Below are 17,810 nucleotides of genomic sequence, written 5' to 3'. Positions count from 1 at the left end.
TTCGGCGGATGTGATCTCGTGGGCCGATGGACCTGCTGGACGGGCTGCGCGAGGCCGAGATCGACCCGATCGTCTGGATCCAGGGATGGGGCGCCTGGCTCGAACCGGTGATGGAGACCGCCTCGTTCTTCGGGACCGAGACGTTCTTCCTGGTGCTGCTGCCGGTGCTCTACTGGTGCGTCAGCCCCGCCGCCGGCCTGCGCGTCGGGCTGATCGTGCTGGTCGCGGGCGGGCTGAACGCGGTGGCCAAGCTCGCCGCGCACGCGCCCCGGCCGTACTGGATCGATCCCCGGGTCCTCCCGCTGTCGGCCGAGTCGTCGTTCGGGATGCCGTCCGGCCACGCCCAGCTCTCGGCGAACGTGTGGGGCGCGGTGGCCGCCCTCACCCGCAGGCGGGCCGCGTGGGCGGGGGCGGCGTCGTTCGCGCTGGTCATCGGCCTGTCGCGGATCTACCTGGGCGTGCACTTCATCTCGGACGTGATCGCCGGGTTCGCGCTCGGGCTGCTGACGCTGTGGGCGTTCCTGGCCCTGGAGGAGCGCGCGGTCGCGTGGTGGCGCGGGCTGGGGACGGCCGGGCGCCTCGCGCTCGCGGCGGGCGTCTCCTGGGGGCTGATCCTGGCGGGCGCGCTGGCCCTGGCGGCGTACGAGGGGTGGCGGCTCCCGGCGACCTGGACGGGCGCCAAGGCCGTGGACCCGGAGAGCCTGGAGAGCCTGATCGCGATGGGCGGGGCGCTGTTCGGCATGCTCGCCGGGGCGGCGTACATGGACCGGCTGGGCTGGTTCGACGCCTCGGGCCCGCTCTGGCGGCGGCTGCTGCGCCTGGTGGTCGGGGCCGCCGGGGTCGCGGTGATCTACGCCGGGCTGAAGGCGGTCCTGCCGGACGGGGACTCGGTCCTGGCCGACGTGCTTCGTTACGCGCGCTACGCCCTGCTCACCCTCTGGGTCCAGCTCGGGGCCCCGCTGCTGTTCCTCCGCCTGGGGCTCGTGGGGCCCGGCGCCCGGTCGATCGCGGCGGAACCGCGCGGATGACCAGGGCCGGGGCGTGCGCGCATGTCCGGCGGAAATAGACTTTCGCATCATGGCAGTACAGATCTCGCCCAGCATCCTGTCCGCGGACTTCGCCCGGCTGGCCGACGAGGCGGCCGCGGTCGCCGGCGCGGCCGACTGGTTGCACGTCGACGTGATGGACAACCACTTCGTGCCGAACCTCACGCTCGGCCTCCCGATCGTCGAGGCGCTGCTCAAGGCGACCTCGTTGCCGCTCGACTGCCACCTGATGATCGAGCAGCCCGAGCGCTGGGCCCCGCAGTACGCCGAGGCGGGCGCGGAAAGCGTGACCATCCACGCCGAGGCCGCCCGCGCCCCCGTGCGCACGCTGCGCGCCATCCGCTCCGCCGGGGCCCGGGCCGGGCTCGCGCTCAACCCCGCAACGGGCGTGGAGCCGTACGAGGACCTGCTGCCCGAGATCGACATGCTGCTGCTGATGACCGTGGAGCCGGGCTTCGGGGGGCAGAGGTTCCTCGACATCGTGCTGCCCAAGATCCGCCGGGCGAGGAGGCTCATCGGCGACCGCGGCGTGTGGCTCCAGGTGGACGGCGGCGTCTCCGCCGAGACCATCGAGCGCTGCGCCGAGGCGGGCGCGGACGTCTTCGTCGCGGGCAACGCCGTCTACGGGGCCGACGACCCCGCCCAGGCCGTCCAGAACCTCCGCGCCCAGGCCGAGCGCGCCACCGCCGCCTCCTGACCACGCCGGCCTCCCCGCCTCCCCCCGTCGTCCGCTCGCCGTACGGCACGCCGCCCGCGCCGTACGGCTTCCGCGTGCCGTACGGCCGTCGCGGCGCGCCCGCCGGGACCCGGTGGCGTTCGCGGCGGGCCGTACCGGAGGGGGATCTTCGGAGTGATCCCGCGTTCGGTAGGGTAAGTAAGCACTTGCATGACCGGTCTGGCGGGAGGGTGAGCATGGCCGAGGACTACGGGCTGTTCGGACCCGGTTCGGTGACCTGGCGGGTGATGGGCGAGCCGATCCAGGTGATCGGCGGGTTCCGGGCGCTGCTGATGCAGGGGCTGCATCCGCGCGCGATGCGGGGCGTGGCGCAGAACTCCTCGCTGATGGACCCCCGTGAGTCCTGGGCGCGGCTCCAGCGGACCGTCGAGTTCGTGCGCGTCCGGACGTACGGCACGCTGCCCGAGGTCGAGCGGGCCGGGGCGCGCGTCCGCAAGATCCACGCGACCCTCACGGCGTACGACCCGGACACCGGCGAGCGGTTCCGCCTCGACGACCCCGACGCCCTGCTGTGGGTGCACGTGGGCGAGGTGGACTCCTACCTCGACGTCGCCCGGCGGGCGGGGGTCCGGCTGAGCGACGAGGACGCCGACGCGTTCGTGGCCGAGTGGCGGCGCGCGGCGCAGGTCGTGGGGCTGGACCCGGCGGACGTGCCCGGCTCGGTGGGGGAGATGCGGGAGTACATCCGCTCGATGCGGCCGAGGCTGTACTTCGTCGACGAGGCCCCGCACCCGCTGCGGCAGTCGGTCAACGCGCCGCTGCCCCGGCGCCTGACCCCGCTGAAGCCGGCGTTCCCGCTGATCACGCTGCTCGGCTTCGCCACCCTGCCCCGCTGGGCGCGCAGGCTGTACGGCCTGCCCGGCAACCCGGTCGGCGACCTGGGCGCCACGCTGGCCCTGTCCGCGCTCCACCGCGGCACGCTCATCCTGCCCGACCGCCTGCGCTACAGCCCCGACTCCCGCCGCGCCCGCGAGCTCACCGCGAGCCTCGCGGGCTGACGGCGCTCATCGGCCCCGGCGCTTCCCAAGCGGGCGCTTGGTAGTTAAAGTGGGGGGTGTGTCGGAGTCCCGAAACGGACGTGGCACACTGAAAGCCGAGCAAGCGTGCTCCGGGGTCGGTGAAATTCCGAACCGGCGGTGACAGTCCGCGACCCGGCCGAATCCATCGGCCGGTGGACCCGGTGAAATTCCGGGACCGACGGTGAAAGTCCGGATGGGAGGCAGCGCGCTCACGGTCGGCGCACCCCTCGGGGAGCGCGGGCCGTGCGTTCTCGTATCACCCCCGGAGCTCGCCGACCTATCGGTTACCGGCGAGTAGGAGGCTCCGGGTGATCAGCACCGCCGAGCGCGACGCGATGCGCCGCGCCATCCGGCTCGCGGCGCTCGGCCGCGGCTCCACCAGTCCCAACCCCGTCGTCGGCTGCGTCGTCCTCACCCCGGACGGCGAGATCGCGGGCGAGGGCCACCACGCGTACGCCGGGGGCCCGCACGCCGAGGTCGCCGCCCTGGCCAGGGCCGGGGAGCGCGCCCGCGGCGGCACCGCCGTCGTCACGCTCGAACCCTGCGCCCACACCGGGCGCACGGGACCGTGCACGTCCGCCCTGCTCGCGGCCGGGATCGCCCGCGTGGTGTACGGCGTGGCCGACCCCAACCCGGTCGCCGCCGGGGGCGCGGACGCCCTGCGCGCGGCCGGCGTCGAGGTCGAGTTCCTGCCCGACCCCGAGGCCGAGCGGGTCAACGCGGCCTGGCTCACCTACGCGCGGGCCCGCCGGCCGCACGTCACCTGGAAGTTCGCCGCGACGCTGGACGGCCGGTCGGCCGCCGCCGACGGCACCAGCCAGTGGATCACCTCCCCGGCCGCCCGGGAGGACGTCCACCGCCTGCGCGCCGAGTCCGACGCGATCGTCGCGGGCGTCGGCACCGTCCTCGCCGACGACCCGCTGCTCACCGCCCGCCCCTCCGGCCGCGCCGCCCGCCGCGCCCCGCTGCGGGTGGTCCTCGACTCGGACGCGCGGACGCCGCTGACCGCGCGGGTGCTCGACGCGCAGGCCCCGACGCTCGTCGCGGTCGCCGAGGACGCCGAGCCCGGCCCGCTGGAGTGCCGGGCGGCGGTGGTACGACTGCCGCGGGCGGCGGGCCGCGGGATCGACCCCGGGGCGCTGCTGGAGGAGCTGTACCGCCGCGAGGTGGTCGGCGTGTTCCTGGAGGGCGGCCCCACGCTCGCCGGGTCGTTCCTGGCGGGGGGCTACGTCGATCGCGTCGTGGCCTACCTCGCCCCCACGCTGCTCGGCTCCGGCCGGGCCGCGCTTGGCGACGCCGGAGTCGCCACCCTCGCCGAGGCGCACCGCCTGCGGATCGAGGACGTCACCCCCGTCGGCCCGGACCTCCGGGTCATCGCCGTCCCCGCGGCGAAGGAAGAGGAGTAACGACATGTTCACCGGAATCGTTGAGGAACTCGGCGAGGTGGTCGCGCTCACGCCGCACGCCGGCGCCGCGCGCCTCGCCGTACGCGGCAAGGTGGTGACCGGCGACGCGAAGCACGGCGACTCGATCTCCGTGAACGGCGTGTGCCTGACCGTCGTGGACGTGGACGCCGACGTGTTCACCGCGGACGTGATCAAGGAGACGCTGGACCGCACGTCGCTGGGGGTGCTCGCGCCCGGCGACCGGGTGAACCTGGAGCGCGCCGTACGCGCCGACCAGCGCCTGGGCGGGCACATCGTGCAGGGCCACGTGGACGGCACGGGGGTGATCGTGTCCCGGGAGCCCGCCGAGCACTGGGACGTGGTGCGGTTCACCCTGCCGGCCGGCCTCAACAGGTACGTGGCCGAGAAGGGCTCGATCGCGGTGGACGGAATCAGCCTGACGGTGGTCGCTGTTGACGACGAGGGGTTCAGCGTGGGGCTGATCCCCACGACGCTCGCCCTCACCACGCTGGGCCACAAGAAGCCCGGCGACCCGGTGAACCTCGAGGTGGACGTCGTCGCGAAGTACGTCGAGAAGCTGGTGACACGGTGAACTGGTGGGAAGCGGGTTTCGACGTCCTCGGGCACAAGGTGCTCTGGACGGACCTGGCCGGGAACGCGGGAGCGCTGGCCACGGTGTGGCTGGCCTACAAGCGCACGATCTGGACCTGGCCGGTCCAGCTCGCCGGGACCATCCTGCTGTTCATCGCCTCGGTCGGCGCCCACGTGACCGGCAACGCGCTCAAGCAGGTGCTGTTCGCGGTCCTGGCCGTCTACGGCTGGGTGAGGTGGACGCGGGGCATGCGCGACGGCGCGCCGCTGGCGGTCCGCCCGGCCACCTCGCGTGAGCGGCTCGTCCTGCTGGGCGCCATGGTCGCGGGCACGCTGGCCGTGGCCGGGGTGTTCACGCTGTTCCCGTCGCTGTCGTGGAACCCGCTCCCGGACGCCTACATCTTCGTCGGCAGCGCCGTCGCGACGTTCGCGCAGAGCCGGGCGCTGACCGACTTCTGGCTGATCTGGGTCGCGGTGGACCTGGTCGGCGTGCCGCTGGCGTTCTCGTCCGGGCTGTACGTCTCGGGCGCCGTCTACGCGGTGTTCTTCGTGATGGTGATGATCGGCTACCGCGGCTGGCGGCGTGAGCACCGGCGCACCGTCGAGGCCGCCGAGGCGGTGCGTGCATGAGCGAGATCAGACTGGACCCGATCGAGCGCGCGATCAGCGAGATCGCCGAGGGGCGGCCCGTGGTGGTCGTGGACGACGCGAACCGCGAGAACGAGGGCGACCTCATCTTCGCCGCGTCCAAGGCGACCCCCGACCTGCTCGCCTTCATGATCCGGCACACCAGCGGCGTGATCTGCGTCGCGATGGAGGGCGAGGAGCTGGACCGGCTCGGCCTGCCGCTGATGGTGACCCAGAACCGCGAGCGCATGCGCACCGCCTACACGGTCAGCGTGGACGCCCGCGACGGCGTCAGCACCGGCATCTCCGCCGCCGACCGGGCCAGGACCATCCGGACCCTGGCCGACTCGGCGACCGAGCCGTACGAGCTGGTCCGCCCCGGGCACGTGTTCCCGCTGCGCTACCACGAGGGCGGCGTGCTGCGCCGGCCCGGGCACACCGAGGCGTCGGTGGACCTGGCGCGGCTGGCCGGGCTCACCCCGGCGGGCGCGCTGGCCGAGGTGGTCAACGACGACGGCACGATGGCGCGGCTGCCCCGGCTGCGCGAGTTCGCCGACGAGCACGACCTGGCGCTGGTCTCGATCGAGCAGCTCATCGAGTACCGCCGCCGCTCCGAGCGCATGGTGCGCCGCGTCGCCGAGACCCGCCTGCCCAACCGGCACGGCCTGTGGCGGGCGTACGGCTACGCCAGCGACCTCGACGGCGGCGAGCACCTGGCGCTGGTGTACGGCGAGCGCGGCGACCTCGGCGACGGCGAGGACGTGCTGGTCCGCGCCCACTCCGAGTGCCTGACCGGCGACGTTCTCGGCTCGATGCGCTGCGACTGCGGCGTGCAGCTCGACGCCGCGATGGCCGCCGTCGCCGCCGAGGGCCGCGGCGTCATCCTGTACCTGCGCGGGCACGAGGGCCGCGGCATCGGGCTGCTGGCCAAGCTGCGCGCCTACAGCCTCCAGGACGACGGCCACGACACGGTGGACGCCAACCTGGAGCTGGGCCTGCCGGCCGACGCCCGGGAGTACTCCAACGCCGGGCAGATGCTCGCCGACCTCGGCGTGAAGTCGGTGCGGGTGCTCACCAACAACCCGGCCAAGGTGCGCGGCATGGACGGCTACGGCATCAAGGTGCTGGGCCGCGAGCCCATGCCGGTCAGCGTCAACGAGCACAACCGCCGCTACCTGTCGGCCAAGCGGGAACGGCTCGGCCACGAGATCCCCGCCGCCGTCCTGGACGACCCGGCCCTGGACGCCGCCCCGGCCCGGAACGCCGCCCCGGCCCTGGACGGCCCGTCGCTGGAGAGCACGGCGTGAGCGCCGTCTCCGGCCCGGCCGCCGCGCACGCCCGCCCGGCGAGCCGCGCGCGACAGCCGTACCACGGGGGCGCGAGCATGGATCCGACGGCGAGGAGGGGCGAGTGAGCGGCGAGGGAAGGGCGGCGTCCGACGCGGTGGACGCGCGCGGGATGACCGTCGGCGTGGTGGCGGCCCGGTGGCACGAGAAGATCACCGGCACGATGGTGACGCGGGCCGTGGAGGCGGCCGAGGCGTGCGGGGCCACGGCGACCGTGGTTCGCGTGGCCGGGTCGCTGGAGCTGCCCGTGGTGGCCCAGCAGCTCGCCCGCACCCACGACGCGGTGGTCGCGCTCGGGGCGGTGATCCGCGGCGAGACGGCGCACTTCGACTACGTGTGCGACTCGGTCACGGCCGGGCTCACGCGGATCGCGCTCGACGAGGCCACCCCCGTGGGCAACGGGGTGCTCACGTGTGACAACCTGGAGCAGGCGTACGACCGGTGCGGACTGCCCGGGGCCTCCGAGGACAAGGGCTGGGAGGCGACCGTGGCGGCGCTCGACGCGGCGCTGACCCTGCGGGAGCTGCGCGCCGCCCCGGCGCGTCCCTGACCGGACCCGAAGACCGGAGAGGTTGACCGAGAGCCATGGAGCACGTCCCGACCCTGCCCGTCACCTGGCGTCCCCGCAGGGGAAGGATCGTGTCGTACGGCTTCGCGGTCTTCGTCGTGGCCGGGTCGGTCGTGCTCGCGCTCCTGCTCCCGGCCTCGTTCCATCTGCCCGACCGGCTCGGCATCATCGTGTTCTGCCTGCTCGTCGCGGGCCTGCTGCACGTGCTGGCCCGCAGCAGGGTCGAGGCGTCCGCCGAGGGCGTGACCGTGGTCAACCCGACGCGGACGCACCGGCTGGCCTGGGCGGAGATCGTCGACGTGCGGTTCGTGCGGGGCGACTCCTGGCCGCGGTTCGACCTGTCGGACGGGGACACCCTCGGCGCGCTGGGCATCCAGAGCGCCGACGGGGACCTCGCCCTCCAGGCCGTCGCCGACCTGCGCGCCCTGATCCGCAAGTACGGCGAGGCCGACGAGCCCCGCCACGACGGCGTCCTCTGACCCGGCCGCCCGCCGGGCGTCTCGCCGTACGAGATCGGGGCGGGCGCGGCGGGGGAGCGGCGCGTAGCCTGAGATGATGACGGGCTGGGCGCCGGGCGTGGAGTCGCCCGCGGCACTGGGGTCGTTGCTGGACCGGCGGGCCTACCTCGCCGACGAGGGGCTCGCCACGGCGTGCTTCCTCGCGCTGCGCATGGGACGGCCGCTGTTCCTGGAGGGCGAGGCCGGGGTCGGCAAGACCGAGCTGGCCAAGACGCTGGCGGCGGTGCTGGAAGTGCCGCTGATCCGGCTGCAGTGCCACGAGGGCCTGGACGCCTCCCAGGCGCTCTACGACTGGGACTTCCCCCGGCAGATCCTGCACCTCAAGGCGGCCGAGAGCGCGGGCGCGGGCGACGTGGCAGAGCTGGAGGCCGAGCTGTACGACCGCCGCTTCCTGATCGCCCGGCCGCTGCTGCGCGCCCTGGAGACCGAGTGCGTGCTGCTCGTGGACGAGATCGACCGGGCCGACGACGAGTTCGAGGCGTTCCTCCTGGAGGTGCTGTCGGACTTCTCGATCTCGGTCCCCGAGCTGGGCACCATCCGCGCCCGGACCCCGCCCGCGGTGGTGATCACCTCGAACCGCACCCGCGAGGTCCACGACGCCCTCAAGCGCCGCTGCCTCTACCACTGGCTCGACCACCCCTCCTACGAGCGCGAGGTGGAGATCATCCGCCGCCGTCTCCCCGCCGCCTCCGAGCGCCTGGCCGGGCGGGTCGCCCGGGCCGTCCGCGCCCTCCGCACGGAGGACCTCCTCAAACCGCCGGGCGTGGCCGAGACCCTCGACTGGACCGAGGCCCTGCTGGCCCTGGGCGCCCGCGACCTCGACCCCGCCGCCGCGGCCCTGACCCTCGGCGCGGTCCTGAAGCACCGCGAGGACCAGGACCGGATCCGGCGGTCCCTCGGCGCGCTCCTCGCTCCGTCCCCCAACGGCTCCTGACGTGCGGGACTTCGTCGAGACCGCGGTGGGGTTCGCGCGGACGCTGCGGGCGGCGGGGGTGGCGGCGGACCCGGAGCGGGCGCACACGCTGATGGCGGCGCTGGAGCACCTGGACGTGCTGGACGCGCGGGACGTGTACTGGGCCGGGCGGGTGACGCTGTGCTCGCGGCGCGACGACCTGGCGGTGTACGACCGGGTGTTCGCGGCGTACTTCGGCGGCGAGCGGGCGGGACCGGCCCGCCGTCCTCCCGCCCGGGTGACCGTCACCCGGCGCGTGGCGGAGCCGGGGCCGGGCGGGGCGGGCGGGCGGCGGGAGCGGCCGGTCGCCTCCACCGCCAGCCGCGCCGAGGTGCTGCGGCGCCGGGACGTGTCGCGGCTGACGGCGGCCGAGCGCGACCAGGTGAACCGCATGATCGCGCTGCTGGCGGCCGGCCGCGCCGAACGCCCTTCGCGGCGGCTGCGGCCCGCGCGGCGCGGCCGGCCCGACCCCGCGCGGACCGTGCGGGAGGCGCTGCGGCGCGGTGGCGAGATCACGGCGGTCCGCCGCCGGGCCCCCGGCTCGCGGGCGCGGCGGGCCGTGCTGATCGTGGACGTGAGCGGGTCGATGGCGCCCTACGCCGACGCCCTGCTGCGCCTCGCCCACGCCGTCGTACGGCGGGAGCCGCGCGCGACCGAGGTGTTCACCGTGGGCACGCGGCTGACCAGGATCACCGGGGAGCTGCGCACGCGGGACCCGGACGCGGCGATGGCGGCGGCCTCGGCGGCGATCCCCGACTGGAGCGGCGGCACGCGGCTGGGGGAGGAGCTGAAGGAGTTCCTGGACGCCTTCGGGCAGCGCGGGACGGCCCGGGGCGCGTTCGTGGTGATCGCCTCCGACGGGTGGGAACGCGGGGACACCGCGCGGCTCTCGCGCGAGATGGCCCGGCTGTCGCGGCTGGCGTACCGGGTGATCTGGGTGAACCCGCACAAGGGCCACGCGGGGTACGAACCGCTCACGGCCGGGATGCGGGCCGCCCTGCCGCACGTCGACCACTTCGTCGCCGGGCACAGCCTGGCGGCGTACGAGGAGCTGGCGGAGGTCCTGGCGGGGGGTGAACCGCCGGGAGGCGCGCGCGGGTCCACGTCCCGGCGGGGCAGATCCGGTTTAGTGGGGTGATGCAACGCGTGAATGACGTCGCGGGCCTGCTGCTCGCCGCCGGGGAGGGATCGCGGCTGGGCGAGCCGAAGGCGCTGGTGGAGCTGGGCGGGACCCGGCTGGTGGACCGGGGGGTGCGCACGCTGCACGAGGCCGGCTGCCATCCCGTGGTCGTGGTGCTGGGCGCGGCCGACGCCCAGGTGCCGGGGGCGGTGGTCGTGCACAACCCGGCCTGGCGCACGGGGATGGGCTCCTCGTTCCGCCTCGGCCTGGCGACCCTCCCCGGCCACGTCACGGCGGTGGTGATCGCCCTGGTGGACCAGCCGCTCGTCGGGCCCGAGGCGGTGCGCCGCCTGATCGGGTCCGGCGCGGAGGTCGCCGTCGCGACGTACGGCGGGAAGCGCCGCAACCCGGTCCTCCTCGCGCGGGAGCACTGGGCGAAGGCGGCGGAACTGGCGGAGGGGGACGTGGGGGCGCGGCCGTTCCTGCGCGCCAACCCGGCGCTGGTCACCGAGGTGGCCTGCGACGACGTCGCCAGCCCGGCCGACATCGACACCCGCGAGGACCTCGCCACCCTGCGCACCCTCCTCCGCCACCCCCGGCCGGACGCGACCGCCTGAGACCCGGCGCGAGCCGTGCGGCCCGGCGCGAGCCGTACGGCCCAGCGTGGCTGGGGCGGCCGGGCGTGGCTGGGGCGGCCGGGCGTGACGCCGTACGGCCCGGCGCCGGCCGTTACGGGTCCGGGCGCGGGGGGCGGCGGTCAGCGGGCGCGGGTGAGGAACGTCCAGGCGAGGGCCACGGCGACGAGGGCGCCCACGGCGGTGGCGAGCCCGCCGTACCCGGCCGCGGCGACGAGCGTGCCCGCGCCCGCGCTGCCCAGCGCGCCGCCGCCGTTCATGAGCATGTCCGACAGGCCCTGCACCGCGGGCCGCCGGTCGAGCGGGGTGGACTCGGTCAGCAGCGCCGAGCCCGCGACCAGGCCGCAGGACCAGCCGGTGCCGAGCAGCACGAGGCCGATCGTGACCTGGGCGACGTCGTGCTGCGAGGCGGTGCCCGCGGTCGCGGCCGCCGCGATGAGCTGGAGCATGCCCAGCATGACCACGCGCTCGCGCCCGATCCGGTCCGCGAGCCATCCCACCAGCGGCGACAGCACGTACATCCCGGCGATGTGCAGGCTCAGCACGAGCCCGATGACCGACAGGTGGGCCCCGCCGTGCCCCAGGTGCACCGAGGTCATCGACATGACCGACACCATGGCCGTGTGGCTGACGGTGATCGCGATCAGCGCGTTGCGCGCCCCCCGCGACGTCCGCAGCACGGCGAGGGCCGACCCCTTCGGCCGCTGCCCGGCGGGTACGGCGGAGCGCCCGCGAGCCAGGCGCAGCGGGTCGGGGCGCAGCCCGGCGAAGACGATCACTGCGGCGACCACGAAGGACAGCGCGGACACCGCGAACGGCGCGCCGTCGGCGGGCAGGCCGAGCGAGACGCCCAGGGAGTCGGCGGGGGCGGCGAGGTTGGGGCCGAGCACGGTGCCGATCGTGGTCGCCCAGACGACGATCGACAGGTCCCGCGCGCCGCGCCCGGGGGCGGACAGGTCGGTCGCGGCGTACCGCCCGGCGAGGTTGGCCGCCGTGCCGCCGCCGAACAGCACGAGCCCGGCCAGCAGCAGCGGCCACGATCCGATCGCGACCGCGCCCACCGAGATCAGCCCGCCGACCAGGCCCGCGCCGTACGCGAAGGCCAGGCCCTCGCGGCGGCCGCCGCGCGAGGCGGCCCAGGCGGTGGGGATGGCCAGCAGGGCCGCGCCGAGGGTGGTGGCGGTGCCGGCGAGGCCGCCGATGATGTCCGACCCCGACAGCCGGGCGGCGACCAGGGGGCTGATGGCGAACGTGACGGCCATGCCGATCCCGCCCACGATCTGCGCCGAGCAGAGGACGGCGATGACGCGCCGCTGGACCCGGGCGAATACCGAAACATCATCTTCAAGGGGGATCTGGGTCGTCACCCACTTATGATCCCCTATGTGGGCGAATGCCCAGGTCTGGCGATCCGGACCCGGGCACTCGCGGGGCCGCGCCTACTTCACCGGCTTGAAGTGGTCGAGCAGCGTCTTGACGATCCGCCGCTCGCTGTCCCACTCCGCGTCGGGGAGCTGGACCATGATGTTGAAGGCCCGCTTGCCCCCGACCGTCACGTGCCGCCGCAGGACGTGCAGCTTGTCGCCGTTCAGGGCCACGAAGGTGTACTCCCAGTCGGCGGCCGGCAGGCCGTGGTGGTCCGCCTTCGCCAACGTCAGCCGGGAGTAGTCGGTCAGCTTGAGGTTCTTCTCGGCCTTGGTCAGCGTCGCCAGCTCGCCGCCGGGCGTCGCCGGGACCGGCTGGATCTCGATGCGCTTGCCGGAGTCGGCCGGGCCGCTGAACGTCATCAGCCCGTACGCCGAGGTCTGCTTCCAGCCCTCCGGCACCAGGAGCGCGAAGTCCTTGTTGGAGAACTGGGTGTACCCCGGCGGGGTGGGGCCCGGCTGGGACTTGGCGGGCGCGGAGGCGGCGACGCCCTCCTCCAGGGCGGTCGCCGGGGCGCTGGGCTTGGCCGCCGGGGTCTCCTCGCCGCCGGAGCTGAACGCGAGCGCCAGCCCCACGCACAGCGCGAACCCGGCCGCGCCCGCCGCCGCGATCCACGTGCGCTGCGTCGGGCGGCCGTCCTTCATCCAGACGGAACCGGTCGTGTCCGTGCTGCGCCGCCGCCCGCCCGTGCGCCTGCCGCCGGTGCGGGACTGCTCGCCGGAGTCGGCGCCCGAGTCGTCGAAGGCGGACTCGGTCCCGGGCGGGGCGGTCGGCCACAGCGGCGCGCCGTCACGCGGCGGGCGCGAGTAGTCGCGGGAGGAGGGAGCGTCGGCGGCGCCGTCGCGGCGTCGCCTGCCCCGCCCGCCCTCGCCGGCGGCGGGCGCCTGGCCGGGAGCGGGGGCCGCTCGGTTCGCCTCCGCGCCCGGGACCCCGGGCACGCCCGGGACGCCGGGGCCGCCGGCCAGGCCGGGACCGCCCGGGCCGGCCTGGCCGCCCGGACCCGCCTGGCCCGGGCCGCCGGGGGGCGGCGGCGGGAGCGGCGCGGGCGGGTTGGCCCCCGCGGGGCGCGGGGCGGCCGGAGGGGCGGCGAGCACGTCGCCGGTCGTGTGCCCGGGGAGCGGGGCCGGGTACGCCTGCCCGCCCGTGCGCACGTCGGAGCCGCCCTCGATCGGCGGCCCCGCGAGCACGTCCCCGCCGTACGGCGGCGCCGCCAGCAGGTCCCCGCCGTACGGCGGGCCCGCCAGCACGTCGCCCGGCTGCCCGTGAGCGCCGGAGGGGGAGCCCAGCGGGTCGCCGGGGTTCAGCGGCACCCGCACCGGGCCGGACGGCGTCTCGATCACCCGCGACGGCACGCCCATCGTGGGCGGGTCCAGCGGCGGCATCATGTCGAGCGAGGTCGGGCCGGTCGTCGTGGCCTGGGAGCGCTGCCGCGCGGTGGCCTGGGCGGCGGCCCGGTTCTCCGTGCGCACGATCCGGTCCAGCAGCTCCGAGACCTGCGCGGCGCTCATGCGCTCGGCGGGGTTCTTGCGCAGCAGCCCCTGGATGACCGGCTTGAGCATGCCCGCGCGCTCCGGCGGAGCGGGCTCCTGCGTCATGATCGCGCCGAGCACCGCGACCCCGTCGTGCCCGTCGTACGGCGGGCGCCCCTCGACGGCGGCGTACAGCGTCGCGCCGAACGACCACAGGTCGGCGGCGGGGGTGATCGTGCGGCTCTGCAGGCGCTCCGGGGGGATGTAGGCGGGGGAGCCCATGAGCAGGCCGGTCTGGGTCATGGTGGCGTCGCCCTCTATCGCGGCGATGCCGAAGTCGGTGAGGACCACGCGGTCGGAGGTGAGCAGCACGTTGCCCGGTTTCACGTCGCGGTGCAGCACCCCGGCGGCGTGCGCGTGCCGCAGCGCGTCCAGCACCCGGACGCCGATCTCGGCGACCTGCGGGACCGGCAGCGGGCCGCTCCGCCGGATGGCCTGCTCCAGGGACCAGGCGCGGACCAGCTCCATCACGATCCAGGGGCGGCCGTCCTCCTCGACCACGTCGTGCACGGTGATGATGCACGGGTGGCTCAGGCGCGCGGCCGAGCGCGCCTCGCGGAGCATGCGGCGGTGCGCCGAGGCCTGCTCGCCGGCGTCGAGGCCGTAGGGCAGCATCAGTTCCTTGACGGCGACGTCGCGGTCGAGGAGCTCGTCGTGGGCGTGCCACACGACCCCCATGCCGCCCCGGCCGACGGGTGACAGGAGGCGGTATCGGCGGCCGACGAGGCGGCCCTGTCCTTCCGGCATGGCCCCCATCCGCCCTTGGCCCTCAGGCATAGAGCGGACCTTATCCATAGAAGGATCCCGCGTCATCCGCGGTCACCCAATTCGCTGCTTCTGTGCCTGAGCATGAATTCGCGCACGTTCGATCCCCTCCGGCGGCGAATTCTTCCACAATGTGAAGCACGACACCTAAGTGACCTCTGACGGTAATGCCAGAGTCAGCCCTCCTGTGAGGGTACGGCCTCCGCCAGGGCGGTCACCGCCTGCGCGAACGCCGCCGCCGGAGGCTCGACGAGGCCCGCGCCCACCTGGCCGGTCCCCGCGACGCGCCCGGCGATTCCCGTGTTGACAACGGGCAGCAAACCGGTTCTGGCGATCATGACGGCGTCGATACCGGCGGGCGTGCCGCGGAAGCCCAGGATGGGGATCTGATACGCGGGATGCTCGGAGAAAGTGATCTCATACATGCGCCGGGTGGCCGCCAATGCGTCGCCCACCTCGCCGCCCACGAAGCGCACGATCGCCGGCGCCGCCGCCATCGCGAACCCGCCCAGCCCCGCCGTCTCCGTGATCGTGGAGTCGCCGATGTCGGGGTTGGCGTCCGCCGGGCCGTACGACCCGAGGTACAGGCCGTCCGGGGTGCCCGCGGGGGCGGTGAACCAGCGGTCGCCGGTCCCCGAGAGCTGGACGCCGAAGTCGGTGCCGTTCCGGGCCATCGCCACCACCAGCGACGATCCCGGCACGTCGCGGGCGGCGTCGGCGCTCGCCTTGGCCGCGGCCATCGCCAGGTTGAGGAAGAAGTGGTCGTTGCCGTGGACGAACTCCAGGACCTCCCGGGCGCGGGGCCGCTGGGCGAGGTACGGCGCCAGCTCCCTGATCAGCAGCGACGTCGCCGCCCGGTTGCGGTTGTGCAGCTCGTCGCCCATCTGGAGGGCCTGCGCCATCAGGTTGCGCAGGTCCAGCGGGCCGCGGTCCCCGGAGTACGCCCGGACCGCCTCGCGCAGCGCCGGGCCGAGCACCTCCGACATCCACCGCAGGCGGCCGATCACCTCGGGCCCGTAGGCGCCGTACCGCAGCACCCGGCCCAGGCCCTCGTTGAGCGAGCAGTACGCCGTGCCGCCGCCCTCGGCGTCGCGCACCTCGGCCACCCACATCGAGGGGCTGACCACCCCGGCCATCGGCCCGACCGCCCGGTGGCCGTGGCACGGCTCCCAGCGGGCCGCGCCGCGCTCCAGCAGCCGCCCCGCCTCCTCCGGCGTGGCCGCCAGCCCCTCGTACAGCGCGGCCCCGATCAGCGCGCCCCGCAGCGGCCCGGACGCCCGCTCCCACCCGATCGGCGGGCCGGCGTGCAGGAACTCGCCCCCGCCCAGCCCGAGCGCCTCCCGCGCCGGGCACACGTCCATGAGCACCGGCCGGGCGTTCAGCAGCCGCTCCACCGCGACCCGGTTCGCCGGCGCGTGCCGCGGATCGGCCAGCACCCGCGCCACCGCCTCCCGCGTCCCGTCCAGCGGAGGCCGCCACTCGACCGCCGTGCGCGGGACCGCCTGCCGGTCCAGCGCCTCCCCCAGCACGGCGGCCCCCACCGTGATCACCCGCGGCTCCTGACCGAACACCGAACCTCCCTGTCTGAGACCGACCCGCCCGCCCCGCCCGCCCCGGAGACCTATCCGCCGCCGGGACCCGGGGCGGACGGCGGCCCGGGGCCGAGAAGCGGGCCACCGCCGGGAGGCGGCTCGCCGGGGGAGGGGGGAGCGGGGGCGGGAGGGGGCGAGGGGGTCTTCGCGGGGGTGGCCAGGAGGGCGGCGTGGCGGGCGGCGGCGGCGTTGGAGGCGAAGACGGCGGCGCCGGCGTCGTTCAGCGCCCGGGCCTGGCGGGCCAGGTCCTGGGGGTCTCCCCGGGCGCCGCAGAGGGAGATCACCACGTGCGCGCCGTTGCGGCGGGCGCGCGTGACCAGGGGGGCGAGCCGGGCGGCCGGGTCCTCCTCGGCGGCGTGGCCCAGCACCACGTCGAGCAGCAGCACGCCGCACGCCGGGTCGTCCGCGTCCGCCGCCAGCCGCTCCAGCCGCGGTCCGGGATCGATCATCGGGTGCGGCCTGCCGCGCGTGAAGGCGTCGTCCCCGAAGTCGGTGAACGATCCCGCCGCCTCGCCCAGCGCCTCCCGGGCGATCAGTTCCGCCTCGGCGCACAGGGTCCCGCCCGCGAACAGCCCGCGCAGCCCCCTCCGCTCCGGGACCCGGACCCCCTCGTACGGCGGAACGCCCGCCCCGGCGCCGCCGTACGGCGCGGAGCCGGGACCGCGGGGCGGGGAGGCGAGGGAGTGCGGCGCGGAGCCGGGGGAGTGGGGCGCGGAGCCGGGGGAGTGGGGCGCGGAGCCGGGGGAGTGGGGCGCGGAGCCGGGGGAGTGGGGCGCGGAGCCGGGGTTGAGCTGCGCGGAGCCGGGACTGTGGGGCGGGGAGGCGGGGGCTCGGGGTGCGGGGCGCGGGGCCTTCGGCGGGCGGGGCGCGTCGCCGTACGGCGGGGCGGGCCAGGAGGGCCAGGCGGGGACGGGGGCGCCGAGCGCGCGCAGGGCCTTCTCGACGGCGGTGGTGAGGTCGTCCTCGCCGGGGCCGAGCAGGGCGGGCACGACGGGGGTGGCCATGGCGGCGGCGCGGCGGCGCACCTCGGCGGCCACCCCGGGGGCGGGCGGCTTGGACACCACGACGATGAGGCGGGTGGCGGGATCGGCTTCCAGCAGGTCGAGCGCGCGGAGCGTGGAGGCGCCCCCGACCTCCGCCGACGTGTCGCGCCCCCCGACGCCGAGCACGTGGCTGACGCCCACGCCCGCGTGGTCCAGGAGGCAGGCGACCTGCTGCGCCCCGGTGCCGGAGGCCGCGACGACGCCGACCGGGCCCGGCCGCACCACGTTGGCGAAGCCGAGGCCCACGCCGCCGACGATCGCGGTCCCGCAGTCCGGGCCCATCACCAGCACCCCGCGCTCGGCGGCGCGCCGCTTCAGCGCCACCTCCTGCGCGACCGGCACGTTGTCGCTGAAGACCATCACGTCGAGCCCCGCCTCGACCGCGTCCAGCGCCTCGGCGAACGCGTGCTCCCCGGGAACGGACACCAGCACGAGGTTCCCGCCTCCGCGCCGGGCCGCCGCGCGAACGGTCCGGGGCGGCTCGTCGCCGTTCCCCCCGGACGCCGCGGGCCGCTCGGCGAGCATCGCGTCGAGGGCCTGCCGCGCCGCCTCCAGCGCCGCGTCGTCCCGCGCGCGGATCGCCACCAGCAGTTCGCCGGGTCCCGCGCCCTCCGGCACGGCGAACCCCATGCCCTCGGCCATCGCCCGGTTCAGCCCGGTCGCCATGGCCACCAGCGCGGTCTCGACCCCGTCGCGTTCCCGCAGCTCCCGGCTGATCCGCAGCAACCCGACCGAGTCGCGGTAGATCCCCCCGCGCACCTCCACGAACGCGCTCATGCCGTCCCCCGCCCGCCGGCCGTCCACAGAATTGCGTTCATCGGGGACTTGTCCACAGAACGCCGTTCGGCCGAGTGGCCCGCGGGCTCCGCGTGGTCCCCTGGCCTCATGCCGA

At 75.7% G+C, this 17,810-nt stretch carries 16 protein-coding genes and 1 riboswitch; of the genes, 12 read left to right on the top strand and 4 right to left on the bottom strand.

The window, feature by feature from the left end; translation table 11 throughout:
* Positions 1–26 precede the first annotated feature (26 nt).
* The 12 genes from D5H75_RS44185 to D5H75_RS20035 all read left to right on the top strand — a co-directional run bounded on the left by D5H75_RS44185 (position 27) and on the right by D5H75_RS20035 (position 10,546).
* Positions 27–1,028, top strand: coding sequence for a phosphatase PAP2 family protein (locus D5H75_RS44185; protein WP_119928028.1), 1,002 nt, complete (start codon positions 27–29; stop codon positions 1,026–1,028).
* Positions 1,029–1,077: 49 nt separating this feature from the next.
* Positions 1,078–1,743 (top strand): ribulose-phosphate 3-epimerase, encoded by a 666-nt coding sequence (gene rpe / locus D5H75_RS20085; protein ID WP_119928027.1) that lies wholly within the window; start codon positions 1,078–1,080, stop codon positions 1,741–1,743.
* 215 nt (positions 1,744–1,958) lie between these two features.
* Positions 1,959–2,780 carry an oxygenase MpaB family protein gene (locus D5H75_RS20080; protein WP_119928026.1) on the top strand — a complete coding sequence of 274 codons (822 nt, stop codon included), beginning with the start codon at positions 1,959–1,961 and terminating at the stop codon, positions 2,778–2,780.
* 101 nt (positions 2,781–2,881) lie between these two features.
* Positions 2,882–3,012, top strand: a riboswitch (FMN riboswitch).
* Positions 3,013–3,109: 97 nt separating this feature from the next.
* Positions 3,110–4,207 carry a bifunctional diaminohydroxyphosphoribosylaminopyrimidine deaminase/5-amino-6-(5-phosphoribosylamino)uracil reductase RibD gene (ribD, locus tag D5H75_RS20075; RefSeq protein WP_119928025.1) on the top strand — a complete coding sequence of 366 codons (1,098 nt, stop codon included), beginning with the start codon at positions 3,110–3,112 and terminating at the stop codon, positions 4,205–4,207.
* Positions 4,208–4,211: 4 nt separating this feature from the next.
* Positions 4,212–4,799 (top strand): riboflavin synthase, encoded by a 588-nt coding sequence (locus tag D5H75_RS20070; RefSeq protein ID WP_119928024.1) that lies wholly within the window; start codon positions 4,212–4,214, stop codon positions 4,797–4,799.
* A complete protein-coding gene (locus tag D5H75_RS20065; protein ID WP_119928023.1) occupies positions 4,796–5,428 on the top strand; it encodes a nicotinamide mononucleotide transporter family protein in 633 nt (210 codons plus the stop codon). The genes D5H75_RS20070 and D5H75_RS20065 overlap by 4 nt, the downstream gene beginning before the upstream one ends.
* Positions 5,425–6,732 (top strand): bifunctional 3,4-dihydroxy-2-butanone-4-phosphate synthase/GTP cyclohydrolase II, encoded by a 1,308-nt coding sequence (locus tag D5H75_RS20060; RefSeq protein ID WP_119928022.1) that lies wholly within the window; start codon positions 5,425–5,427, stop codon positions 6,730–6,732. The genes D5H75_RS20065 and D5H75_RS20060 overlap by 4 nt, the downstream gene beginning before the upstream one ends.
* Before the next feature lie 103 nt (positions 6,733–6,835).
* Positions 6,836–7,321 carry a 6,7-dimethyl-8-ribityllumazine synthase gene (ribH, locus tag D5H75_RS20055; RefSeq protein WP_119928021.1) on the top strand — a complete coding sequence of 162 codons (486 nt, stop codon included), beginning with the start codon at positions 6,836–6,838 and terminating at the stop codon, positions 7,319–7,321.
* A gap of 35 nt (positions 7,322–7,356) precedes the next feature.
* A complete protein-coding gene (locus D5H75_RS20050; RefSeq protein WP_119928020.1) occupies positions 7,357–7,818 on the top strand; it encodes a PH domain-containing protein in 462 nt (153 codons plus the stop codon).
* 73 nt (positions 7,819–7,891) lie between these two features.
* Complete coding sequence (locus tag D5H75_RS20045; RefSeq protein ID WP_119928019.1) at positions 7,892–8,791, top strand: AAA family ATPase; 900 nt, start codon at positions 7,892–7,894, stop codon at positions 8,789–8,791.
* Position 8,792: 1 nt separating this feature from the next.
* On the top strand, positions 8,793–9,947 hold the full coding sequence (locus D5H75_RS20040; RefSeq protein WP_242454379.1) for a vWA domain-containing protein: 1,155 nt from the start codon (positions 8,793–8,795) through the stop codon (positions 9,945–9,947).
* Positions 9,947–10,546 (top strand): nucleotidyltransferase family protein, encoded by a 600-nt coding sequence (locus D5H75_RS20035; RefSeq protein WP_119928018.1) that lies wholly within the window; start codon positions 9,947–9,949, stop codon positions 10,544–10,546. The genes D5H75_RS20040 and D5H75_RS20035 overlap by 1 nt, the downstream gene beginning before the upstream one ends.
* A 140-nt stretch (positions 10,547–10,686) precedes the next feature.
* On the opposite strand, the gene D5H75_RS20030 is transcribed toward D5H75_RS20035, so the two are convergent.
* The 4 genes from D5H75_RS20030 to D5H75_RS44180 all read right to left on the bottom strand — a co-directional run bounded on the left by D5H75_RS20030 (position 10,687) and on the right by D5H75_RS44180 (position 17,695).
* Positions 10,687–11,931 carry an MFS transporter gene (locus tag D5H75_RS20030; protein ID WP_242454378.1) on the bottom strand — a complete coding sequence of 415 codons (1,245 nt, stop codon included), beginning with the start codon at positions 11,929–11,931 and terminating at the stop codon, positions 10,687–10,689.
* 72 nt (positions 11,932–12,003) lie between these two features.
* Positions 12,004–14,265, bottom strand: coding sequence for a serine/threonine-protein kinase (locus tag D5H75_RS41760; RefSeq protein WP_242454377.1), 2,262 nt, complete (start codon positions 14,263–14,265; stop codon positions 12,004–12,006).
* A 194-nt stretch (positions 14,266–14,459) separates the two neighbouring features.
* Complete coding sequence (locus D5H75_RS20020; protein ID WP_119928016.1) at positions 14,460–15,854, bottom strand: YlbE family protein; 1,395 nt, start codon at positions 15,852–15,854, stop codon at positions 14,460–14,462.
* Positions 15,855–15,904: 50 nt separating this feature from the next.
* Positions 15,905–17,695 carry an FdrA family protein gene (locus D5H75_RS44180; RefSeq protein ID WP_277949958.1) on the bottom strand — a complete coding sequence of 597 codons (1,791 nt, stop codon included), beginning with the start codon at positions 17,693–17,695 and terminating at the stop codon, positions 15,905–15,907.
* Between the last annotated feature and the right edge of the window lie 115 nt (positions 17,696–17,810).

The organism is Bailinhaonella thermotolerans (assembly GCF_003594875.1).
GTDB lineage: Bacteria > Actinomycetota > Actinomycetes > Streptosporangiales > Streptosporangiaceae > Bailinhaonella > Bailinhaonella thermotolerans.
Note: the sequence above shows the minus strand (reverse complement) of the source record. Positions and strands in the feature narration are given on the sequence as shown.

Bases quoted from the DNA above. Each gene is read 5' to 3' on its own strand.
- D5H75_RS44185 (WP_119928028.1), top strand. From the start codon at position 27: ATGGACCTGCTGGACGGGCTGCGCGAGGCCGAGATCGACCCGATCGTC.
- rpe (WP_119928027.1), top strand. From the start codon at position 1,078: ATGGCAGTACAGATCTCGCCCAGCATCCTGTCCGCGGACTTCGCCCGG.
- D5H75_RS20080 (WP_119928026.1), top strand. From the start codon at position 1,959: ATGGCCGAGGACTACGGGCTGTTCGGACCCGGTTCGGTGACCTGGCGG.
- D5H75_RS20070 (WP_119928024.1), top strand. From the start codon at position 4,212: ATGTTCACCGGAATCGTTGAGGAACTCGGCGAGGTGGTCGCGCTCACG.
- D5H75_RS20060 (WP_119928022.1), top strand. From the start codon at position 5,425: ATGAGCGAGATCAGACTGGACCCGATCGAGCGCGCGATCAGCGAGATC.
- D5H75_RS20050 (WP_119928020.1), top strand. From the start codon at position 7,357: ATGGAGCACGTCCCGACCCTGCCCGTCACCTGGCGTCCCCGCAGGGGA.
- D5H75_RS20045 (WP_119928019.1), top strand. From the start codon at position 7,892: ATGATGACGGGCTGGGCGCCGGGCGTGGAGTCGCCCGCGGCACTGGGG.
- D5H75_RS20035 (WP_119928018.1), top strand. From the start codon at position 9,947: ATGCAACGCGTGAATGACGTCGCGGGCCTGCTGCTCGCCGCCGGGGAG.
- D5H75_RS41760 (WP_242454377.1), bottom strand. From the start codon at position 14,265: ATGCCGGAAGGACAGGGCCGCCTCGTCGGCCGCCGATACCGCCTCCTG.
- D5H75_RS44180 (WP_277949958.1), bottom strand. From the start codon at position 17,695: ATGAGCGCGTTCGTGGAGGTGCGCGGGGGGATCTACCGCGACTCGGTC.